Raw genomic sequence first — 21157 nt, forward strand, 5'->3', positions numbered from 1 at the left:
CTAGGACTTCTCGTTTACTAGCTTGTTTGCACTAACATTAAAACCAGCATAAAACTCAGTGATCAATGCTATATAAATCACCTTTATCTTTAATGAGTCGACTTATCGACATTGAGATACGCGTCATCGCCATTAATAGTTCACTTTTACTGTAAAGGTATTCCATATATGCGGCAGAAAGATAGAGCTGAAAGGCAGCTTAACTCTTAACTTACTCACTGTTCGCTGATGATAGTTGATGATAGTTAATAGCCAATGGTTCATCGATCATGGTGACTTACCCAGCACGTAGAAAGAAGCTTTACTTAATCGTCTACCTTACGCCAACAAGTCTAACGGTTTAACCCAATCGTTATTTACCGCTAATTCAATTCCCTTTTCATGCTGCCCAATAACTTCACGCCGCATCGCTATCTCGACTCATCTTGCTTACCCAATGCTTATCAATCTGCTAGAAGGATGAGATAAACCCGAAGCGATAGATGGCGGCACTTCAGCTTTAAGCTGTTTAAGCCTATTCATTGGCCTTAAGCTCGGCTGATTTTTAAAAAGTGCTTATTTTTTAGCGAGTGATTTCAATTTCATAGAAATTTCACCCCGCAAACGATGGCGTCGTTCAAAGCTATATTGCGAATTGTTAAGTGGTTTTTCACTAAAAATGTCGAATTCTGCACCACGATGCACATTAGATGAGCACTTAACAGCATAATTACACTTTTTTTAGTAACTCGAGTTGACTCATCCCACAGAGCGTTTTACTATGCGCTCCGTTCTCAACGAGTCGCTACGACTGTGCGAAACGATTCCCCTGTAGTTCAGTCGGTAGAACGGCGGACTGTTAATCCGTATGTCACTGGTTCAAGTCCAGTCAGGGGAGCCAATTTCAACACTGAGTAAAGGCACGTAGGACAAAGCAGTAAAGATAAGTTGTAAACGATTCCCCTGTAGTTCAGTCGGTAGAACGGCGGACTGTTAATCCGTATGTCACTGGTTCAAGTCCAGTCAGGGGAGCCAATTACATTATTGCACTGCTGTTTTAAAACGATTCCCCTGTAGTTCAGTCGGTAGAACGGCGGACTGTTAATCCGTATGTCACTGGTTCAAGTCCAGTCAGGGGAGCCAATTTAAAGCAAGTAATTTAGTCGATAGCCATATCGCACCCGATTCCCCTGTAGTTCAGTCGGTAGAACGGCGGACTGTTAATCCGTATGTCACTGGTTCAAGTCCAGTCAGGGGAGCCACTTTAAAAGCGTTATCTCAGTAAAATCGATAGCAATATCGCACCTCGATTCCCCTGTAGTTCAGTCGGTAGAACGGCGGACTGTTAATCCGTATGTCACTGGTTCAAGTCCAGTCAGGGGAGCCATTTTCTTCTTCGTTTTAATCTCAATTCTTTGCTTCTTCTCGCTTCTAGCTAAGCTATTATTTTCCGTTTTGTTTTTAAGCAAATGCAGTTACACTGTTAACAGCTTATCAAAAAAATTTATGAGCATCTTCACACAGATAGCAGTATTTAAGTATTCTTGACTTAAACTTATCTCTGTTTGAACTCAGCAAAATCTAGAGCGGATTTTTATGGCCATGTCAAAATCGTATCCAGTTTTTTTACTGCTTATCTTCTTAGGTCTCTTTGCTTGGGTGTATCAAAGCGAAAATAGCCAATTACAAGTCCAACAGCAGCAAGAACTCGATAGTTTCAAATCTAGCTTAAGCCGCTACCAACAATGGCAAGGTAACGGTGTAGAACTCTTCCAAAAACTTTCTGAAAACTACTCATTCCAGTTCTTCCAATATATTGATGATACCGACGGCCAACTGAGCCATACCGAAGGAAGCTTAGACAGCCAACACTCCCATCCTTTAGCGAGTTTATTTTCTATCGAACTCAGCCACACACAAAAATTGGCATCGGGTCGTTTACAGGTCAAGCTCAGTGCAAACCAAGCGATTAATACTGCAATTAGTAACACTGAAAAACTCGGTGTCATGTTGCTAGCGACTTACCTTATTTTGCTGTTAGTGTTTATTCTATTAATGTCGAAACTCAGGGCTGCAGTACGTTATGCTGCTGATTATATTTCAAAAATACCAGAGTTAGGCTTTTCTGCCGTCGCAGCTTCGAAACTGACTGGCGAGCTCACCCCTATTGGTATCTCCCTCGAAGAATGTCGCCTGCAACTTAAAGCCCAAATCGATAAGCTCAATCAAGAAAATGAAAAACTGCATAAAGCAGCCTATCAAGATGCCGTCACAGGCTTTGGTAGTCGCCAACGGTTTACCCAAAAATTAGAAACCATTAGTCATCCCGATATCCCTCAACTTGGGCTGATGGCGATGATTAAAGCGACCGAGCTGACCCTCATTAATCAAAAACAAGGCCGTTCCGCGGGTGATGATTATCTTTCGAGTGTGGCCAATTGCATCCGCAAAGCTTGTAGCAAATACGTAGATGCCGAATGTTTTAGGGTATCGAGTGCCGATTTTGCGGTGTTTATTCCCGATGTCATGCTAAAAGATGCACCGAAATTTTTAGACCAATTAAAAATTTACCTCGATGAATATCAGCAGATGACGAGTGCAGAATCCGTCGCCCATATAGGCTTAGTCCCCTATCGCCAAGGTACCGAAGCGGTAAATTTACTGACAATTGCCGATACCGCGGTCAGCATAGCTCAGACCCTTGGCCCCAATAGCTATCATATCCAAGAAAAACTCAATGGGGATGAACAGTTTGGTGACGATCGTTGGAAGATGGCGATTCATGATTTAGTGACTCGCCAAGCACTGAAATTCTACCAACAGCCTATTCAGCCTTGTCGTACCGATGTAGAAGTTTACCGTGAGTTGTTGGCGCGCTTTTACAATAGCGAAGGCAAGTTCTTACCTACCACCACAGTGATTGCTATGGCTGAACGTCACGGTATGAGCTCAGAATTAGATAAACTGGTCGTGATCAGTGCATTAAGAATGCTTAAGGAAAACCCGACTATTTCTGGTAACTTTGGTATCAATATCAGCGCATTTTCAGCCCATCAAGACATGTTTGTCGCTTGGCTAAAAGACATATTAGGTAAGCAAAAATACATAGCATCGCGCTTAGTATTTGAGATCAATGAGTCCGGCATGCAGTCTAACTTAGGGGCGAGTTATAAATTTGTCCGCGAAGTACACAGTGCTGGCTCACGGGTGTCGATTGAGCGTTTTGGCATGAGCTTTACCTCCTTCAAATTCTTCAGCGAAGTGCGCCCCGACTACATTAAGCTCGATGGCAGCTACACGTCTAACATCGATGAAGACAGCAATAATAAGTTCTTTGTGCGTATGATGGTGGATGTCGCCAGACGAATTGGCATTCGGGTCATCGCAACCAGTGTCGAACGCCAAGAAGAAAAATTAACCCTCGAAAAACTCTTAGTCGATGGATTGCAGGGCTATTACATCGCACAACCCCAAGCCATGGCCATTACAGATCAGATTTAATACTTTAACGGGTTAATTCATCGCCAAAATTTACAGTAAAGATGGTTAACCCTGCATTCTATATGTTGTTTATGCATACGGAAAAGTCGATAATACGGCCAAGATCCGTTTAGAAAAGTATTAGGATGACTGAATATCTCCTCTTGTTGATCAGTACAGTGCTGGTCAACAATTTCGTTTTAGTGAAATTCTTAGGCCTGTGCCCTTTTATGGGGGTCTCCAGCAAATTGGAGTCCGCTATTGGCATGTCTATGGCGACCACTTTTGTGCTGACGTTAGCCTCTATTCTCAGTTATCTCGTCAACCAGTATCTGTTATTACCCTTTGACCTGAGTTATCTGCGAACCATGAGCTTTATTTTAGTGATTGCCGTTGTGGTGCAATTTACTGAAATGGTCGTGCAAAAGACCAGTGCCGCTCTGCACCGTGCCTTAGGAATTTACCTGCCGCTTATCACGACTAACTGCGCGGTATTGGGCGTAGCCTTATTAAACGTGAATGAGAAGCACGATTTTATCCAATCGGCTATCTATGGCTTTGGTGCTGCGTTAGGCTTCTCATTAGTGTTAATTCTCTTTTCGGCGATGCGCGAGCGTTTAGCGGCCGCCGATGTCCCCTTACCTTTCAAAGGCGGCGCGATTGCGATGATCACCGCAGGTCTTATGTCCCTCGCCTTTATGGGATTCACAGGATTGGTTAAGTAAGATGTCCGGAATTTTAATTGCAGTCATATTGTTGACCCTATTGGCATTAGTCTTTGGGGTATTGCTCGGTTTTGCCGCCCTTAAATTCAAGGTCGAAGGCAATCCGATTGTCGATGAGCTTGAAGCTATCCTGCCACAAACCCAATGCGGTCAATGCGGTTATCCAGGTTGTCGCCCCTATGCTGAAGCCATTGCCAATGGCGATAAAGTCAATAAATGCCCCCCTGGCGGCACTGCCACCATGGAAAAGCTGGCGACCCTAATGGGCGTCGAGCCAGAGCCACTGAATGCCGAAGCACAATCTCAAGTGAAAAAAGTGGCCTACATTCGCGAAGATGAATGTATTGGTTGCACTAAATGTATTCAAGCCTGCCCTGTGGATGCGATTATCGGTGCAGGAAAGCTCATGCATACCGTGCTTACAACCGATTGCACGGGCTGCGATCTCTGCGTTGAGCCTTGTCCTGTCGATTGTATTGATATGATCCCAGTCACCCCAAATCTTAAAAATTGGAACTGGCGCTTAAATGCTATCCCAGTGACGCTCGTCCAAGAAAACAGTATTCAAGAAACCAATATTCAAGAGACAAAGTCTGAAGAGGAAAAGCGGTGTTAACTTTATTAGATCAATTAGATAAAGGAACCCTTTGGCGCTCACCCGGTGGAATACATCCTCCTGAAGTCAAATTCCTCTCCAACGCGACGCCTATTGGCCAACTGCCATTAGCCTCGACGTACTTAGTGCCCGTGCCTCAAGTCGGTGAAAACTGTACGCTTGCGGTGAAGGTTGGCGATAGCGTCTTAAAAGGCACGCCACTAACGCAAGGTACCTCGATTTGGCATTTACCTGTGCATGCGCCAACATCGGGCACTATTGTTGCTATCGAACCAAGGGCGAGCAACCATGCCTCTGCATTGCCGGTTAACACTTGCGTTATCGCAGCCGATGGCAAAGACACCTGGTGCGAGTTGGTACAAAATCAACTTGATGACTTAAGCCATCAGCAAATCGTTGATAAGGTTCGCTCAGCCGGTATTGCGGGTATGGGCGGCGCAGCGTTTCCGACTCATATTAAGCTTAATCCGGTCAGTGAAATCGATTTAGTCATCATCAACGGCGTCGAGTGCGAACCTTATATCAGCGCCGATGACAGATTAATGCGCGAATATAGCCAAGATATCCTCGCGGGTATTGGCATAATTCATCGGCTATTAACGCCAAAACGCATTGTTATCGCCATTGAAGACAATAAACCTGAAGCGGCCAAAGCCATGCAAGCTGCTGTCAGCCAATGCGGACTCCCAGCGGGCAGCATTCGGGTGACGATTATCCCGACCAAATACCCTTCTGGCGGTGAAAAGCAGTTAATTCAAATCATTACTGGCCGCGAAGTGCCCTCGGGCGCCATTCCCGCCAAACTCGGTATCGTGGTACATAACGTCGGTACTGCCTATGCAATTCATCAAGCCGTCACCCAAGGCAAGCCGCTGATTGAACGCGTTGTGACTGTGACAGGCAAAAATGTCGGCAAACCGGGGAACTACTGGTTACCGATAGGCACGCCCGTTGATCACGTACTTGCCGCAACTGAATTCACGCCAGAGCATGACCAAAAGGTGATTATTGGCGGCCCTATGATGGGCCATGCGTTAGCCAATATCCAAGTGCCTATTTTAAAAGGTACCAACTGTATTCTGGTGCCAAGCAGCCAAGAAATTGGTAGCACGCCCGAAGAAAAAGCCTGTATCCGCTGCGGCGAATGCGCCACAGCCTGCCCTGCACTCTTGTTGCCACAACAACTCTTTTGGCATGCCAAGGCCGAAGAATATGACAAAGCCGCCAGTTACAATCTAAAGGATTGTATTGAATGCGGTTGTTGTAGTTACGTTTGCCCGAGTGATATTCCATTAGTAGAGTATTACCGCATTGCCAAATCAGCACTCAAACAAGCCGCCGATGAGAAGCAGCAAGCAGAGCGCGCCAAACAGCGCTTCGATGCCCGCTTAGCGCGTCTTGAAGAAGAAAAACTGGCCCGTGAAGCTAAGGCGAAAGAGGCGTCTGAACGTCGACAAGCCAGCATGACTGGCACAGATAAAAATGCCGTCGCCGAAGCCATGGCGCGTATCGCGGCGAAAAAAGCTGCTGCACAAGCTGTCACTGGCGAATCAATTACCGAAGAGTCAAGCGTCACAACAACTGACACCACGGAAATACCTAAGGGTAAGGCCGCAGTTGCCGCGGCCATCGCCCGCGCTAAAGCGAAAAAAGCTGCGCAAGCAAATGCCGATGGCACTGACACCAATGGTGCTGAAACTGACAGTGCTAAAACAGACAATGCGGTGAATGTTGATGCAAACGACTCCATCTCAGCAACAGTTGCGATAGCGCAGGAAGCGCCTTTATCCCAGAAAGACAAAGTCGCTGCGGCGATTGCGCGCGCCAAGGCCAAAAAAGCGGCTCAGCAAACCGATACCGCGCTGCTTGAGCCTACTGTAACCGCTGACAGCACATCAGAGCTTAGCGCTGCCGATGATAAAAAGGCGAAAGTAGCAGCAGCCGTTGCTCGTGCCAAGGCCAAAAAAGCGGCGCAGCAAGCAGAAGCCGCAGCTAGCGATACTGAAGTTAGTAATACTGAAGTTAGCGTTAATGACGTTAGTGTTAGTGACGTTAATGACGCTGAAGCGATTAAAAAGGCCAAAGTGGCCGCCGCTGTTGCTCGCGCTAAAGCGAAAAAAACCGCCCAACAAGCAGAGGTAAATACTGAGAGCGATTTAATCCAGACCGCGACTCCAGCAGTTGATTCCACAGCTAACGTTCAAGCAGATGTGAATGATGATACAGATACAGCCACTACTGACGTTAACGACGCTGAAGCGATTAAAAAGGCCAAAGTGGCCGCCGCTGTTGCTCGTGCTAAAGCTAAGAAAATAGCAGCTGCATCAGCGGAGTCTAAAACTGAGTCTGAAATAGAGTCCGTTGACGAGATCCAAACTGAAGCTAACGTCGCATCGCCCTCGATAGCAGCAACGCTTGAGGCTGCAACAACTGGAGCCGAAACCGTTTTGCCATCGGTAGAATCTGCTGCAGAGCCCATTGAAACGGCGCCGTTATCCAGTGATGAACTGAAAAAAGCGCGGATTGCTGCGACCATCGCCAAGGCAAAAGCCAAAAAAGCGGCACTCGCCCAAGAAGCCAACGCTTCGAGCGACTCAAGTGTGACTAATGATTAAGAACAGAATGATTAAAAGGGAACACAATGGCGTTTAAAATAGCCTCATCACCCCATGTAACGCGTAACTTGCATACCTCAACGGTCATGCAAAGGGTGATTTTATGTTTACTGCCGGGCCTTGTCGTGCAATGTGCCTTTTTTGGCTGGGGCACACTTGTGCAAGTCCTGCTGGCGATCCTCGTAGCCTTAAGCTGCGAAGCCGCTGTGATGAAACTTCGCAATCGCAATATCAAAGCGAGCCTTAGCGATAACAGCGCCATGCTCACCGCCATCTTAATTGGTGTCGCCATTCCGCCCCTCGCCCCTTGGTGGATGATCGTCATGGGCACCGCCTTTGCGATCGTTATAGTTAAGCACCTCTACGGCGGCTTAGGCCATAACCTATTCAACCCTGCAATGGCGGCATATGTATTGCTGTTAGTCTCGTTCCCTGTGCAAATGACCACCTGGATAGCACCGAGCACAGTTGCACTGCATTCACCCAGCCTTGTTGAAAGCTTGCAACTTATTTTTAATGTTGGCGCGCACGTGAATATGGAGCAATTTCGTTTAGGCATTGATGGCATGACAATGGCAACGCCACTCGATACCCTCAAAACCGATTTATCCATGGGATTAACCACCACAGAAAGTCTCACCAAAGCCATTTTTGATGGCAGCACAGGCGTAGGTTGGTTCTGGGTCAACTTGGCTTATCTTGCTGGCGGGTTAGTGTTGCTTAAACTTAAAGCTATTCGCTGGCACATCAGCACTGGCGTGTTATTAGGCCTCTTTGTGGCATCGAGTATTGGTTTCTTACTGTCACCCGATAACCAAGCCAGTCCGTTGCTGCATTTGTTTTCTGGCGCAACCATGTTAGCGGCGTTTTTTATCGCCACCGATCCCGTTACTGCCGCAACCAGCCCCCGTGGCCGCATTATCTTCGGCGCGTTAATTGGTGTGTTGGTGTATATCATCCGCACGAAAGGTGGTTACCCTGACGCCTTCGCCTTTGCCGTATTATTGGCTAACCTCTGCGCGCCCTTTATTGACTATTACGTGCGTCCACGCACCTATGGCCATTCAACGAACTAAGGTCATGCTAAGCGATAGCATCATTCTGCAGGCTACGAGAGCTTAAGGAAAAAGAGTTGAAAAATCCGATGATTAAAAATGGTTTTTTATTGGCATTGTTTGCCTTGATTTGCACTGGGCTCGTCGCCGCAGTCAATCAACAAACCGTCGATAAAATTAAGCAGCAAGAACAGCAAGAGTTAATGCGAGTGTTACATCAGTTAATTCCTGATGAAATGCACGATAACGAGCTAACGGCTCAGTGTACTCTGCTGCTAGATAAAGACGCATTAGGGACTGATAGCCCAATGCCCGCCTATATAGCCACTCGAGCAGGCAAACCTGTGGCCATCGCCATTGAAGCCATCGCGCCCGATGGCTATAACGGCAATATAAAATTAATTGTAGGTATCAAAACAACAGGTGAAGTCCTCGGTGTTCGCACCTTAGCCCACCAAGAAACACCTGGGCTTGGTGATAAAATCGATCTGCGTAAATCCAATTGGGTCACTCAATTTGTCGGTAAAGTGTTAAGCTCGGCAGATGATAAACAATGGTTGGTTAAAAAAGACGGTGGCGATTTTGATCAATTCACTGGCGCAACTATCACCCCGCGTGCTTATGTCAAAGCAGTCAAGAACGCAGTAGGATATTTCAATAATAACCAAGCGCAAATTTTCAGCCAGCCACTAAATTGTGAGGCTAACCATGACTAATTATCGCGAAATTGCTTGGCAAGGTTTGTGGAAGAATAATCCTGGCCTAGTGCAACTATTAGGCTTGTGCCCGCTGCTTGCGGTCACAGCGACGATCACGAACGCCCTTGGGCTTGGCCTAGCGACTATGTTGGTGCTGATTGGCTCTAATATTTTAGTGTCACTGGTGCGCGACTATGTGCCCAAAGAAATTCGTATTCCAGTATTTGTGATGATCATCGCCGCGTTAGTGACCACAGTGCAATTGCTCATCAATGCCTATGCCTACGGTCTGTATTTATCCCTTGGGATCTTCCTACCGTTGATTGTGACCAACTGCATCATTATCGGTCGCGCCGAAGCCTTTGCCTCGCGCAATAACGCCTTTAGCGCTGCCTTCGATGGTTTGATGATGGGGCTCGGTTTTACCTTAGTGCTAACCGTATTAGGCGCAACGCGGGAAATTTTAGGTCAAGGCACACTGTTTGATGGCGCCGAACAACTGCTCGGTCCGTGGGCGAAATCCTTAACCATCCACTTATGGCAAGTCGACACTCCTTTTCTACTCGCTATGCTGCCACCTGGCGCATTTATCGTGATGGGACTATTGATTGCATTGAAAAATGTGATTGATAAAAAAGTCAAAGAACGCCAACCTCAAGTCGCCGCAGAACCCAGTGTTACCCGCGCGCGCATTACTAAGGTCGGTTAGGCTTTCAACCTAACACCTTCTATTCAAGCATCAAAAAGAGTATTACGTTCACCGCTTAATGTGCGCTCAGCGCACATTAAGCGACTGGAATTGAGCCATATAATTTAAAACATACGCACTCAACATAAGCACTCAAAGCACAGGAAATCAGCGGGTCTAGGTTTTAGCTCGTTCAATCATGATTAATGGCCAATTGACAATAAATGATTAACAGTTGAATCCAACAACCGCGCAGGAATCGTACATGAATCAAGAAAAACGCATCCAGATCCTCACCCGTCTTCGCGATAACAATCCGAAACCTGAAACCGAGCTCAATTTTTCCAGTCCCTTCGAACTTTTAGTCGCCGTGACCTTATCCGCCCAAGCGACGGATGTGAGCGTCAACAAGGCAACGGACAAACTCTTTCCTGTAGCCAATACCGCCCACAGCATTTATGCCTTAGGCGTGGATGGATTAAAGGAATATATCAAGACGATTGGCCTGTATAACAACAAAGCCATCAATGTGATCAAAGCCTGTGAGATCTTGATTGAGAAATACAATGGTGAAGTGCCTGAAAACCGCGAAGCACTTGAGTCCCTGCCCGGTGTAGGGCGCAAAACGGCTAACGTAGTGCTCAATACCGCCTTTGGCTGGCCAACCATCGCCGTCGACACCCATATTTTTCGCCTCGCCAATCGCACTAAATTTGCGCCCGGCAAGAACGTGGTTGAAGTGGAAGAAAAAATGCTAAAAGTGGTTCCCGCTGAATTTAAAGTCGATGTGCATCACTGGTTTATCCTGCATGGCCGCTACACTTGCCTTGCGCGCAAACCCCGCTGTGGCAGCTGCATTATTGAAGATTTATGCGAATACTCTCCACCAAAAATAAAGTAAAGAATCAGATTTAGTTTGTATCACAGATTCCTTAGATAATCTGTTTTTTATCTTTACAAAACCACAAAGACCCACCATAGTATGTTTATGTATAATCGATATTAAATTATGTAATGAATAATTTAAGGGATAATGTTCAGGTTAGGATATATAAGGATATAAAAGGCGCTTCGTTTCCAATCGTGGTTAGGAACGGCTGCATCCCATGCTGCTTGTACCTGAATGCTTACCTAAACGACAATCATAACTCCCCACTTTCCAAAACGAGATCACGCACCTCAAAACAGTCACTGTCATTCTACACCCGAAAGAAATATGCCTATGAGTTGAAGTTTTTATATTGCTTCTTCATGGAGAACGGTATTGACCTAGTTGAGCGTGTAGCATGTGGCTCGTTTTTATCGATTGAGGAAATTGATGACTACATTCGTGCTTGTAAATTCTATGTGGACACAGAAGACGATATCAAAGACAGCACTGTAGTAAGCCTGACTGATAAAAGGATCAGAGATGCAATACATGCGACATCTAGCAGTCAGCCAGAAGTGTCAGCGCATACGTTTAATCAACGCCTCAATCGCCTGAAAGCCTACATTGAATTCCTATATGTGTGCCATCATTACGATAGAGCTGAAACTGATCAGCAAATCAGTACGGATGCTCAATTTATTAAATTTAAACTCTACATAAGCTCGGTGATATCTCACTCTAGAAAAGACAACACGGTTGTTAAAGATCCCTTTGAATCCGTGATTTCAGCGAATAAGTTTTTTGATTTATTAGAAATCATTAAAGAGCGCTCGCCAAATAATCCATTCAAGTCGAGCAAGTTTCGAAATCAAATCATCGCCCAAATATTGATTGATACTGGCGTTCGTGTGGGTGCTGTATTGAAATTGAAGGTGAGTGATTTAGTGGATGATTGGGGCACCCCTAGATTCCGACTCACCCGAACACCTAATGACCCTACGGACACAAGGCGGCTTCCCGCCGCGAACAAAACAAAAGCACTCTCAGTTTCTATCTCTCGCGACTTGATGAAGCTCATTAAGCTCTACATTGAAACCGTGCGTAATAGTACTCCAAACGCTCATGAGCATGATTTTGTGTTCATCTCGGAAAAAGGGAAAACCATCGGAAAGCCTATATCTTACAACGCCATTCACAAGGTCATTAAGACCTTTGGGGATGCCACTGAGATAGCACTGCACCCCCATTTACTTCGTCATAAATGGAATGAAATCTTTGAAGATAAAGCAAAAGAGAAAGGATTTTCAGCAGATAAAATTGAAGACCTTCGTAAATATGCGATGGGTTGGGTGGAAGATTCAAAAATGGCCTCCGTCTACAACGAATTCCAATTAGCCGTGGCGGTGGCGGAAATCTCATCGAAAAACCAGAGACGATCCGTGCCCAACCTGAGAGGTGACCAATGAACAGCCTTGAATTAAATGATTTAATAAATCGTTTTGAAGGAACAAGTACCTTTCAGTCAAAAATGGAAGGCTATGATTTCGACTTCTTTTCAGATGAGTGGGTGCTCGGTTACAAGAAAACCCTTTACCTAGACTGGATGAACACGCTAGACAGTAACGTTTTTCTCGATTTGCGACTGGCTATCGCTCACGCAGCTAAATATTATGCAGGTTCTTCCCTAGTTAGTTTTGTCTGCATATTAAAAACGCTTTGCCAGTATTTAGAGCCAGCAACGTTTGAAGCTTGGTGGCTAACACTGACGGACGATAAAAAGAGAGTAAGAGATGCGCTATTTGCATTTTGTCAGCGAAGCCGTGAGTACCGTAGCCCTATCCTGACTCCGCTCTATGACCTAGTTAAGGAAGAAAACTTAGGGAGAAACAATGGTTATAAAGGCATCCTTGATGAAACAACAGGTGCATACAGTGAAATCGAGCGTGATAACCTTCTAGAAGCACTTCGAATCGAAACGCTCCATGCTCTCGACAATGAGTTTGCCACCACAACGGCATTTACTCGCCTGAGAAATGTGCTGGCTTGTCAGTTGATGGTCGCCATCGTAAGAAGACCTGTACAATTAGTTCAACTCAAATGGTGTGACCTCTTGCGAGTGGGTCAGGCGTTTACCTCACACAAGGAGCATAACCGTGATTGGCAACCTCTGACACAGCATCACTTTTCTGATGTGGAGCAATTGCACCTGCGAACCTTTAAAGGAAAAGACGGAGGATTTAGACACAATGCCGAATCACGCTCACATCGACTCGAACCAAACCTGTCTGAATTGCTACTCCAATATTACCAAGCGTATGAAAGCTATCTATGTACCTGCTTAAGCCAGTGCAACATTACGCTTTCCGAGAGTGACACCAAAGCACTAATGCAACGACTGCCACTGTTTCCAGACCAAAGTTTATTTACAGCAAAATTTGAGACCAAATCGAGCCTCTTTTACTCCGTAAGCGACACATCCGAAGCGTTTCATCACTCTTCTGTGAGTATTAGATCAAATATTGCTTACCTCTTCGATAAAAAGCTCGACATTAAAAGTGACCGTATCACCCATAAGGCTCTTGCCTTTAAGAATAATCGCTGGCGTCACACCCAGTTAACTCTTGCGGCTTGGATGGGATTAAGCCCCGCACAAGTTGCCGCCATTACCGGTGTCACCGTGGATGCAATCAAATCTTATCTTGATTTAAAAGCGCCTGAACGGGTCAAAATTGACCAAGCCTTTGCGGGGAACAGTGTTATACAGCGCTTTGATAGCGTCTCTTCGAAAGAGTTACAGCAACACCCTGATTTTGTCGTTAAAAGTCCTTTTGATGAGGAAATGGGGCACAAACTGAACCCCGCCAATTGCGCCAGTTGTCAGTCAAAAGGTGCCGCCCCGATGGGATGCTACCCCTGTGATAATTTTCGACCGCTAGAAACCGCTAACCATCAGCCATATTTGGATAAAGCCGAACGCAAACTGGCGATTAGCAGTCAATCAGGGCATCTCGCCACGCTTAAACGGCTGCAAACCATCATCACTTATATCCGAGTGACGATTGCACTGTGTGAAGAGCGAAAAAACCTGAAAGTAGGTGCACAGATATGAAAACAATTAATCGCTACATAGATAACCAGCGTGCTTACGTGGCAAAAAGGAAAGCACTGCCGCTGATGGGCTTTACTAACGCTCAGGGTGAACCTGCGTCATGGGATGACATGGCGGTGACGTTCACCGACAGCGGCGGCAAAACCATCAACATTTTCTTTTGCAATCTGAATAAAAACAAACCAAAGATAGGCACGCGCTTCACAGAAGATGATCGATTAGCGCCTGAAGCACTCGGTATATTATTTGCCTATATGCTTGATGTATTGAAGGAAAACGTAACCACAAACCACAAGAAATTGAAAATCACAACTGCAAGATACTTCCTTTGCCACTTAGGTGAGAATGTTGCTTCAGCCTCCCTTGAAAAGATTCAACACGCCATCGACTCTATAACAAACTCTCGCTACCTAACGGGTTTCATCAACTGGCTACATCATCATAAAATGCTGCCCAAAAGCTGCAAGCCCTACATAAACACCACCCGGGAAACAATGCGAATGAAGAGTGGTGATGATGCACTGGCGGCGGAGAAAAGCAAACTGCCTTCGGAAAAAGCGCTGTTAGCGCTCGGCGCTATCTTTTATGATGTTATCCCGCCCTATCAAGATGATGACAAAAATAACATTGAGGCTTGGCAATCGCTTATCACTTCGACGCAAGCGCAGCGAGACAGCTTTATTTGCACCATGGCAGCGCTAGGCATGGCGTCTCCCAATCGCATCGGCGCAGAGCAAGTGCTGCTGACATCACAACGCATACAGCGCCATACGCAAGTTGTCGATGGACAAGAACAAACGGTGCATTATCTGAACTGGCGAGGCTCAAAGGGCTTTAAGGACAATCAAAATCACATCAATGCCGAAATGGTTGAGAGTGTCGACCGAGCCTTACACTACACCATCCTAGCGACAGAGCCTGCCAGAGCCCTTGCTCGGTTCTATCGACAGCCAGATCGCCCATTGAAAGAAGTGCTGAGTGACTTTAAACCTAGCGATGAGAACATCGCCCTGCTTAAGCCATCCATGAACAAACCCACCCACCTTTTGCATCTGGGCTTGCTGCTAGGCTTTTTTGACGGCAGTGACAAATGCGTGCGAGTCTCACCTGACACAAAAGGGGCAATCGACAAAACAAGTATACAAAATCCACATCATCCAAAGTTTATCAAACCCATCGCCCTGATTAAGCCTTTCGACACACTGGTGTTTAAAAAAGGATGTCCTTACGCTCGGGCGCTGACAGGATGTGACTGCACATCAGGATCTCAATACCAAAATTATACCGCAGGTCAACAAGCGCTTACCGTAGCAGCCTTTCAAAATCACACCATCGAGATAAATCAAGCTCAACTCAATGGCTATAATCGTAATCAAGTGAAGTCTGTCGATGTTGAACACGCGTTGTTTATGTATACAGAAAAGCAAATGGGCGGCAGAGTTGCACACCCTTTTCTTTTGCTGCCGATTGGCTCGCTCAGTAACATCTTTGCTGATGATTTAATTAAACGCACAAAAAACAGACTGACTATTTTTGAGCGACATGGTTTTGCCTCCGACTTTGTGCTCAAGCCTCACCAACTGCGCCATTGGCAAAATGATTACCTTGCGAAAAAAGGGCTGCCTCATCACCTCATCACCCAGCTGTCAGGTCGACAGAGCGCAGAGCAAACCCTAACTTATATCCATACCACGGACGCCGAGAACGCCTCGGTAATTGGGGATATATCTTACTCTAATGAGCTAGAAAGCGACGTTAAAGAGAAGGTAAGCCTTCGTATTAGAACCATGAACCAATACAATGAGGCGTTCGACAATGAAACGCCGACTTTTGCTCATGAAACAGGGTTTTGCACTCAGAACCTCGCCCTATCACCTTGTACTTACATGTCGGAGTTTGAAACACAATGTGCGCTGTGCTCATCGTCTTGCCATATCGCTCATGATAGTGAGGCAATCGCCTTGCTTATGAAGGATTTAAAGGTACAGACGCTAAACTTGGAAAAGGTTCAGGAAGCCATCAACTTTATCACCAGCCAAAGCATGCAGATGTGGTACAAAACCCATTATCGCAACACGTGCATGCTAAAGAACCTCATTGAAGTGCTATCCGATGACACCATCGAAAAAGGCAGTACGGTGCGTTTGCTTTCCCGCCAAAACAGCATAAGAATCACTAACTTAGAGACAAAAACCGTGAGGGAGCATAAGTTGGCGCTACCTGATATCGAGCAGGCCCTTCAAGCTGCGCTTGAGGCAAAAAACGCTAAACGCCAAGATGAAGCCACGAATAATTACTTAGGCTTTCTAGGTTCACTCTAGGGAGGTGATATGGCACTTAAATCACTCGAAACTGAACAGCAAATTTCCATACAAGCCCTCATTCGAAGCTGGGAAGGTAAATTAACCTGGGACTTGTTAGTCACAAAAATTGACTCCGGTTTAGGTATTTCCACCACGAGACAAACGCTCGACAAGTACGCTAATATCAAGCACGAATACAAGCAAAAAAAGCAAGTTTTAAGAGGTAAGCCTGTATCGCCTGATAGTAAGGAACTGATTTCTTATTTACAGAAAGACGTGGAATTAGCGCAAAAGGTGATCCAACTCGAAGCACAGCTAGCGGTAGCAAGCTCAGAGATTGGCAAACTTCAGGCTTTCATTCAAAAATTATCCAGCATTGGCAAAACTAACCCAAGTGTCATGGATGTGTTTCAAAAGACCTTACGAGACGTTGAAAGTAGCACTAAGTAAACATCACACGTAGCTTTTAAATGTTTGTACATTTTATTGAATTTTAATTGGATGAGTTGTCTATGAGTCAATTTGAAATTGATAAAATTAGAAGTTGGACTAACGAAGAGATTAGCTCCCCTTACTTGTTAATTTCCCAAGAAGATTGCACCTTACACTTAGGTTACTATGCTGGAATGGGAACCGCTGATAGCACGCCAATAGAACAATTGCCTCCCATTTATAAGGAAATCATTGGTGCATGGTTAGAATCTGGGGTGTTAAGGCAAGCAGGTGAATCGTTTCCACTTTACCCAGGAAGTCACTTGTTCAAAAGACTGATCCTAGATTGTTCGTATTGAGTCGATTTTTATCTAAGAGCACTACACACGCCAGATAAAAGGCAAAGGGTGACTAAAGAAAAAGCACCCAGACCTAGATAATCCTCCCTGAAGCCACACAAGCACAAAAAGCGACTGAAATAAGCAAACAGGGCTCGCTCGAAAGTTTACTAGGCCCACCAGAGTGCAAGCAGAACTGAAGCGGCAGATCTCACTTGGCAGGAATCATTTAGATGTGTCTATGGCAAGAGTGCCCTTATGTCACAACTCAAGGCTTCCGCCAACTGATATGCCTTTTCGAGCGTGATGTTTACCTCTCCACGCTCTATTCGCCCCATATAACTGCGGTCTATCTCAGTTAGTAGTGCAATTTTTTCTTGGGAAATGCCTCGCCGTTTACGTTCTTCTCGTAATTTAGCCCCAAATTGGATTGCTAAGTCTTTCATTTTTCATCTCGTTAAAGAGAAAGACTATCCAAAGTTGCGGCTTATAATGCCACGGATTATAATCCGCATTTTGAAAGCAATGCTCTTCTAATGCCTAGTTGGAGCACTAAACAGCCTCTTGCGAGAACGTCATGTCTAAAGTCTCAATCAAAATATGCCCTACTTTGCATACCATTCTCCAGGACGAGAGCTTCAACAATTTTCAAATTAAGAGTTTACGCGACGCTTATCTTGCTGCTTCGACTAGCGGTATAACGGTCAGTAAAACCTACAATTTCACTTATCAACAGGTCCACAGACTCGTGAAAAAGGGGCTCTTAGATAAAAATGTAGACCCACAGTCGAAGGAAACGACTTATCAAAAGACAACGAACTTTTTTCAAGCGAATTTCATCCTGCAAAGCGCAAAAAAATCCGAAGCCGTACAGGTAACACCTACAAATAGGGAAAAGCATAATACTATTAAACAATTAGAAGAGCGGCTCAAGCAGTCAGAAATCGATTTACTTACGAGCATAGGTGAGTCGGAAGAGTATATGCGCTTATACCAATCCTTTCCTGAAATGAAAGCTCATCTCGAATCACAGTATTTGTTGGCTCGTGAAACGAGCTCAAAACTGCTAGGTCAAATCAAAGCGATTAAATCAGCTATTACCCATCAGCAAAAGTAACTCCATGCAACTTAGACAATGGCAATCTGAGTGCGTCAAACGCGCTCTAAGGCACTTTTATGGTGCTCACAGACATTTCCTTTGCTTAGCAACACCTGGTGCAGGCAAATCAATTATGGCCGCCGAAGTTGCTGCGAGACTATTTGAGGATGGTCTAATCGATTTTGTGTTGTGCTTCTCTCCATCAGTGAATATCTCTCAAGGGATGAAACAGACATTTTCCAATCGTCTGGAGTGCCGATTTGATGGCGTGATAGGTTCAGTTGGTTGCTCTTATACTTATCAGGGGATGTTGGCTTTTAAAGAGGATTTCTGGCAATTACTGAGAAGGAATAGAGTTCTCGTTGTCTTTGATGAGATCCATCATTGTGCAGGTAGATCTCTTGAAGATGCAAACGTATGGGGGGAAGAAATCCTACTCAACATACAGGCCCAAGCGCAGTACACCCTAGCGTTAACGGGCACGCCTTGGCGCTCGGACCAAGCACCGATTGTTTTATCTCGATACACAGATCCAGATAACCTAATTCAATGTGACTATGTTTATGGCCTTAAGGAAGCAGTTGCCGATGGTGTATGCCGCAGCCCTCACATTGTACTAATTGATAACGACAAAATTTTAGTTACAGATGAAGAAAACGAAACAAAGACTTATGGCTCTTTGGATGAGTTATTGAAAAGCTCATCAATCCCTTATCAGTCGATCATCGAGAATCATGAGGCGATTCAACATATCTTAGCGTTAGCAACAAACAAGTTAAGAGCCATAAAACAGTCCAACCCTAATGCCGCCGGACTTATTGTTGCTTCATCTGTATCACACGCTGCGGATATCTTGAACACACTAAAAACAGAGTTTAATGAAACAGCTCAGATAGTTACCTACAAAGAGGATGATCCATCTGCCAAGATAAATGAATTCAAAAACAGTACAACTAACTGGATCGTGAGTGTAGGTATGATAAGTGAGGGGACTGATATCCCTCGCCTACAGGTTTGTTGCCACCTTAGTCGAGTAAAAACTGAGCTTTACTTTAGACAGGTTTTAGGTCGTATTTTACGCACTAATGCTTCGCTTAATCAGCAAGCTTGGCTATACACCTTTGCTGAACCAAAACTTGTAGAATTTGCCAGTCGTATAGCAGAAGAAATACCTGATATCCCAGTGATATTTAGCGAGCCAATTGAGATAAAGCTCAAACAAGAGTTACCCGAACCCCTTGATATGACAGTGAAAGCGATGTCACCTTCTAACAGCAATATTCTCAATACTGGCAGGCTGTCAATCGATACACAGACACAATCGTATTCTATAGAGCTTTTATCGCGGGATATTTTAGATACACCAACATCATTATCATTTGAACTTTTAGGTGGTTTTAGAGAAAAAGTTGTCTCAACTTTTAACTCACCGTTTTAAGTCATAACATCTGAATTATAGTTCAACCACTTTTCTCGACACTTTGAGTTTTATGGTGACAACATAAAGTTCAAAGTGATTCACAACTAGAAAGCTTTTGGACAAAACCTTGTTACGAATTTCATAAGGCCGAGACGTTTTGGATAACCTCTACTAATAGAAATTATCTCCATAGTGATGGTCAGTTTCACTCATCCACTACAACATTTTTTATTTCAAGATGTGATACTGAAATGGTTACCGTTAATCTTTCAACTACACCTACATGGATTTTGTTTAGAAAAGCCAAGAAATATTCATGTGCTGTACTTTCCGGAGTAAGCTTGACTGAAATAATATTTTCCGCTTTAGCAATTTTCTCCGCGCCTGCTTGCATTCCCAATGGACTTACGATGATGCCTCCGGCAGCACCAGTGTCATGTATCTGATATGCAAGTGCTGCCATTTTTTCTTGTGATTGTTTGCTAGTTGTATATCTTCGGCATTCAACAATAACAAATTTATCTCTGCCATCATTAAAGCCTTTACCGTCAATTTCCCATTTCGTTCCGCTAATCATTCCAGAGAGTTTCTCCTTGCCACTGAACCCATCAAGCTCAAATTCGGATGCAAATTGATTTAATAGGTAGGTAGCGACTTCTTCATAAGTTTGCCATGTTGTTTCTGCCATTTTTGCTCCATAACGCTGAAAATATAACGATACATTAAAAGAATTTCCTCAGTTGACTTTAGCATACACTACTAATAGACTGATTGTGCGGTGAGAGAACACCCTATCCAGCCACGTAATGGTGAAACAAACACGCTACAGAGTAAACTCTAAGAAATAGTTTTCTTGTTGGCACAACGGTTTAGTGGCAAGCCATCGCCAAATTATTTAAGGAAATTATTTATATGCCTAATTTTAATCATCCCAACGTCATAGCTGTTAAAAAGCAAGTTCAGCTTGTACGTTTCAGCCTCAAAGGCTTCTCTCAAAAAGTCACACCAACATCCACAACATTGCTCGACTGCTGGGTTAAATGCTTTGGGTACGAGCATTGGCAGCAATTTATTCGACAAGTGAATGGCAATTCAAACGAACAGAGCGAATACGCTATTGTCCACCAAGATAACTTTCATAAGGTTGCTACTCAACTACAAAGTCTTTTTCCAGTTTATAACATCAACCAAATAAAGTGGGCGCTATCTGGAACATTGCTCAATAGTATCAAGGTAAATAGTAATTTAATAAAAAATTTATTGATGAGAAAGATGCCTATGTCAGATGAATTAGCTGAATTAGCTGAATTGTATCAATATGGACTAATTGATATTGAAACTAGAAGCATTGTAAATTCAGAAGATAAAATCATTACCGCCTATATCCCAACAGAATTGGGTAGATATAAGGCCGCCATCAATTCCGAGAAGGCGCTTGAGCGATATCTAACTGAGATCGAATTAATTCAATTCGGGCTTCCTAGTAATTTGTGCAAGCTCAGGAGCATCCAACGCAACTTTACCATTCGTTACTAATATATCAACTTCCTGGTATGGCTGACTAATATATAGTCAGCATTCAAAGGTGAAAATTATCTTCATGTCACGCAGCTAACTTCACATGGTTGGCTGCGAGATCACACTGATGAAGTATCCACGTTTTAGCATTACTAAAATTTGGTCAACATTCAGATGATAGCGCTGGTCTCAGGTCGCATGCTAAAACGTT

Annotated in this window: 18 protein-coding genes and 5 tRNA genes; 21 read left to right on the plus strand and 2 right to left on the minus strand. The window is 44.6% G+C overall.

The annotated features are described in order from the left end of the window. The first annotated feature begins 804 nt into the window (after positions 1 to 804). The 18 genes from Q4Q54_RS14390 (at position 805) to Q4Q54_RS14475 (ending at position 16930) form a co-directional block, all read left to right on the plus strand. Positions 805 to 880: transfer RNA gene (locus Q4Q54_RS14390), tRNA-Asn, on the plus strand. A gap of 58 nt (positions 881 to 938) precedes the next feature. Beyond that, positions 939 to 1014 (plus strand) — tRNA-Asn (locus Q4Q54_RS14395). 32 nt (positions 1015 to 1046) lie between these two features. Then, a tRNA-Asn gene (locus Q4Q54_RS14400) sits at positions 1047 to 1122 on the plus strand. Between the two features lie 43 nt (positions 1123 to 1165). Further along, positions 1166 to 1241: transfer RNA gene (locus tag Q4Q54_RS14405), tRNA-Asn, on the plus strand. A 49-nt stretch (positions 1242 to 1290) separates the two neighbouring features. Continuing rightward, a tRNA-Asn gene (locus Q4Q54_RS14410) sits at positions 1291 to 1366 on the plus strand. A 209-nt stretch (positions 1367 to 1575) separates the two neighbouring features. Next, entirely contained in the window at positions 1576 to 3480 is a 1905-nt protein-coding gene (locus tag Q4Q54_RS14415) for a GGDEF domain-containing protein (RefSeq protein WP_311988777.1), read from the plus strand. A 125-nt stretch (positions 3481 to 3605) separates the two neighbouring features. Further along, positions 3606 to 4184 carry an electron transport complex subunit RsxA gene (rsxA, locus tag Q4Q54_RS14420; RefSeq protein ID WP_006081543.1) on the plus strand — a complete coding sequence of 193 codons (579 nt, stop codon included), beginning with the start codon at positions 3606 to 3608 and terminating at the stop codon, positions 4182 to 4184. Between the two features lies 1 nt (position 4185). After that, positions 4186 to 4800 (plus strand): electron transport complex subunit RsxB, encoded by a 615-nt coding sequence (gene rsxB, locus Q4Q54_RS14425; RefSeq protein ID WP_310803498.1) that lies wholly within the window; start codon positions 4186 to 4188, stop codon positions 4798 to 4800. Beyond that, a complete protein-coding gene (rsxC, locus tag Q4Q54_RS14430) occupies positions 4794 to 7415 on the plus strand; it encodes an electron transport complex subunit RsxC (RefSeq protein WP_311988778.1) in 2622 nt (873 codons plus the stop codon). Before rsxB ends, rsxC begins: the two co-directional genes overlap by 7 nt. A 26-nt stretch (positions 7416 to 7441) precedes the next feature. Then, the gene (rsxD, locus tag Q4Q54_RS14435; protein ID WP_311891058.1) at positions 7442 to 8491 is read left to right on the plus strand and encodes an electron transport complex subunit RsxD; all 1050 of its coding nucleotides are present in this window, start codon (positions 7442 to 7444) and stop codon (positions 8489 to 8491) included. Between the two features lie 56 nt (positions 8492 to 8547). Next, a complete protein-coding gene (gene rsxG, locus Q4Q54_RS14440; protein WP_086014139.1) occupies positions 8548 to 9186 on the plus strand; it encodes an electron transport complex subunit RsxG in 639 nt (212 codons plus the stop codon). Further along, complete coding sequence (locus Q4Q54_RS14445; RefSeq protein WP_107947441.1) at positions 9179 to 9877, plus strand: electron transport complex subunit E; 699 nt, start codon at positions 9179 to 9181, stop codon at positions 9875 to 9877. Before rsxG ends, Q4Q54_RS14445 begins: the two co-directional genes overlap by 8 nt. Before the next feature lie 244 nt (positions 9878 to 10121). Next, on the plus strand, positions 10122 to 10757 hold the full coding sequence (gene nth / locus Q4Q54_RS14450; protein WP_311988779.1) for an endonuclease III: 636 nt from the start codon (positions 10122 to 10124) through the stop codon (positions 10755 to 10757). 350 nt (positions 10758 to 11107) lie between these two features. Further along, a complete protein-coding gene (locus Q4Q54_RS14455) occupies positions 11108 to 12193 on the plus strand; it encodes a site-specific integrase (RefSeq protein ID WP_311988780.1) in 1086 nt (361 codons plus the stop codon). Continuing rightward, a complete protein-coding gene (locus Q4Q54_RS14460; RefSeq protein WP_311988781.1) occupies positions 12190 to 13836 on the plus strand; it encodes a hypothetical protein in 1647 nt (548 codons plus the stop codon). The genes Q4Q54_RS14455 and Q4Q54_RS14460 overlap by 4 nt, the downstream gene beginning before the upstream one ends. Next, positions 13833 to 16157, plus strand: a complete 2325-nt coding sequence (locus Q4Q54_RS14465; protein ID WP_311988782.1) for a hypothetical protein — start codon at positions 13833 to 13835, stop codon at positions 16155 to 16157. Before Q4Q54_RS14460 ends, Q4Q54_RS14465 begins: the two co-directional genes overlap by 4 nt. A gap of 9 nt (positions 16158 to 16166) precedes the next feature. Beyond that, positions 16167 to 16589, plus strand: a complete 423-nt coding sequence (locus tag Q4Q54_RS14470; RefSeq protein ID WP_311988783.1) for a hypothetical protein — start codon at positions 16167 to 16169, stop codon at positions 16587 to 16589. 62 nt (positions 16590 to 16651) lie between these two features. Further along, complete coding sequence (locus tag Q4Q54_RS14475; protein ID WP_263171474.1) at positions 16652 to 16930, plus strand: hypothetical protein; 279 nt, start codon at positions 16652 to 16654, stop codon at positions 16928 to 16930. Positions 16931 to 17148: 218 nt separating this feature from the next. Here the strand turns inward: Q4Q54_RS14475 and Q4Q54_RS14480 are convergent, their stop codons facing one another. Then, positions 17149 to 17355, minus strand: a complete 207-nt coding sequence (locus tag Q4Q54_RS14480) for a helix-turn-helix domain-containing protein (RefSeq protein ID WP_219233616.1) — start codon at positions 17353 to 17355, stop codon at positions 17149 to 17151. Between the two features lie 131 nt (positions 17356 to 17486). On the opposite strand from Q4Q54_RS14480, the gene Q4Q54_RS14485 reads away from it, so the two are divergent. Continuing rightward, positions 17487 to 18026: a response regulator gene (locus Q4Q54_RS14485; RefSeq protein ID WP_263203809.1), complete on the plus strand. Its 540-nt coding sequence runs from the start codon at positions 17487 to 17489 to the stop codon at positions 18024 to 18026. 4 nt (positions 18027 to 18030) lie between these two features. Then, complete coding sequence (locus Q4Q54_RS14490; protein WP_311988784.1) at positions 18031 to 19446, plus strand: DEAD/DEAH box helicase family protein; 1416 nt, start codon at positions 18031 to 18033, stop codon at positions 19444 to 19446. A 187-nt stretch (positions 19447 to 19633) separates the two neighbouring features. On the opposite strand, the gene Q4Q54_RS14495 is transcribed toward Q4Q54_RS14490, so the two are convergent. Beyond that, positions 19634 to 20116 (minus strand): restriction endonuclease, encoded by a 483-nt coding sequence (locus Q4Q54_RS14495; RefSeq protein ID WP_311988785.1) that lies wholly within the window; start codon positions 20114 to 20116, stop codon positions 19634 to 19636. A gap of 224 nt (positions 20117 to 20340) precedes the next feature. Between Q4Q54_RS14495 and Q4Q54_RS14500 the strand changes: the two genes are divergently transcribed. After that, the gene (locus Q4Q54_RS14500) at positions 20341 to 20964 is read left to right on the plus strand and encodes a hypothetical protein (RefSeq protein WP_311988786.1); all 624 of its coding nucleotides are present in this window, start codon (positions 20341 to 20343) and stop codon (positions 20962 to 20964) included. Positions 20965 to 21157 lie beyond the last annotated feature (193 nt).

The sequence above is a fragment of the Shewanella sp. SP2S2-4 genome (genome assembly GCF_031932025.1).
GTDB classification, from domain to species: Bacteria; Pseudomonadota; Gammaproteobacteria; order Enterobacterales; family Shewanellaceae; genus Shewanella; species Shewanella baltica.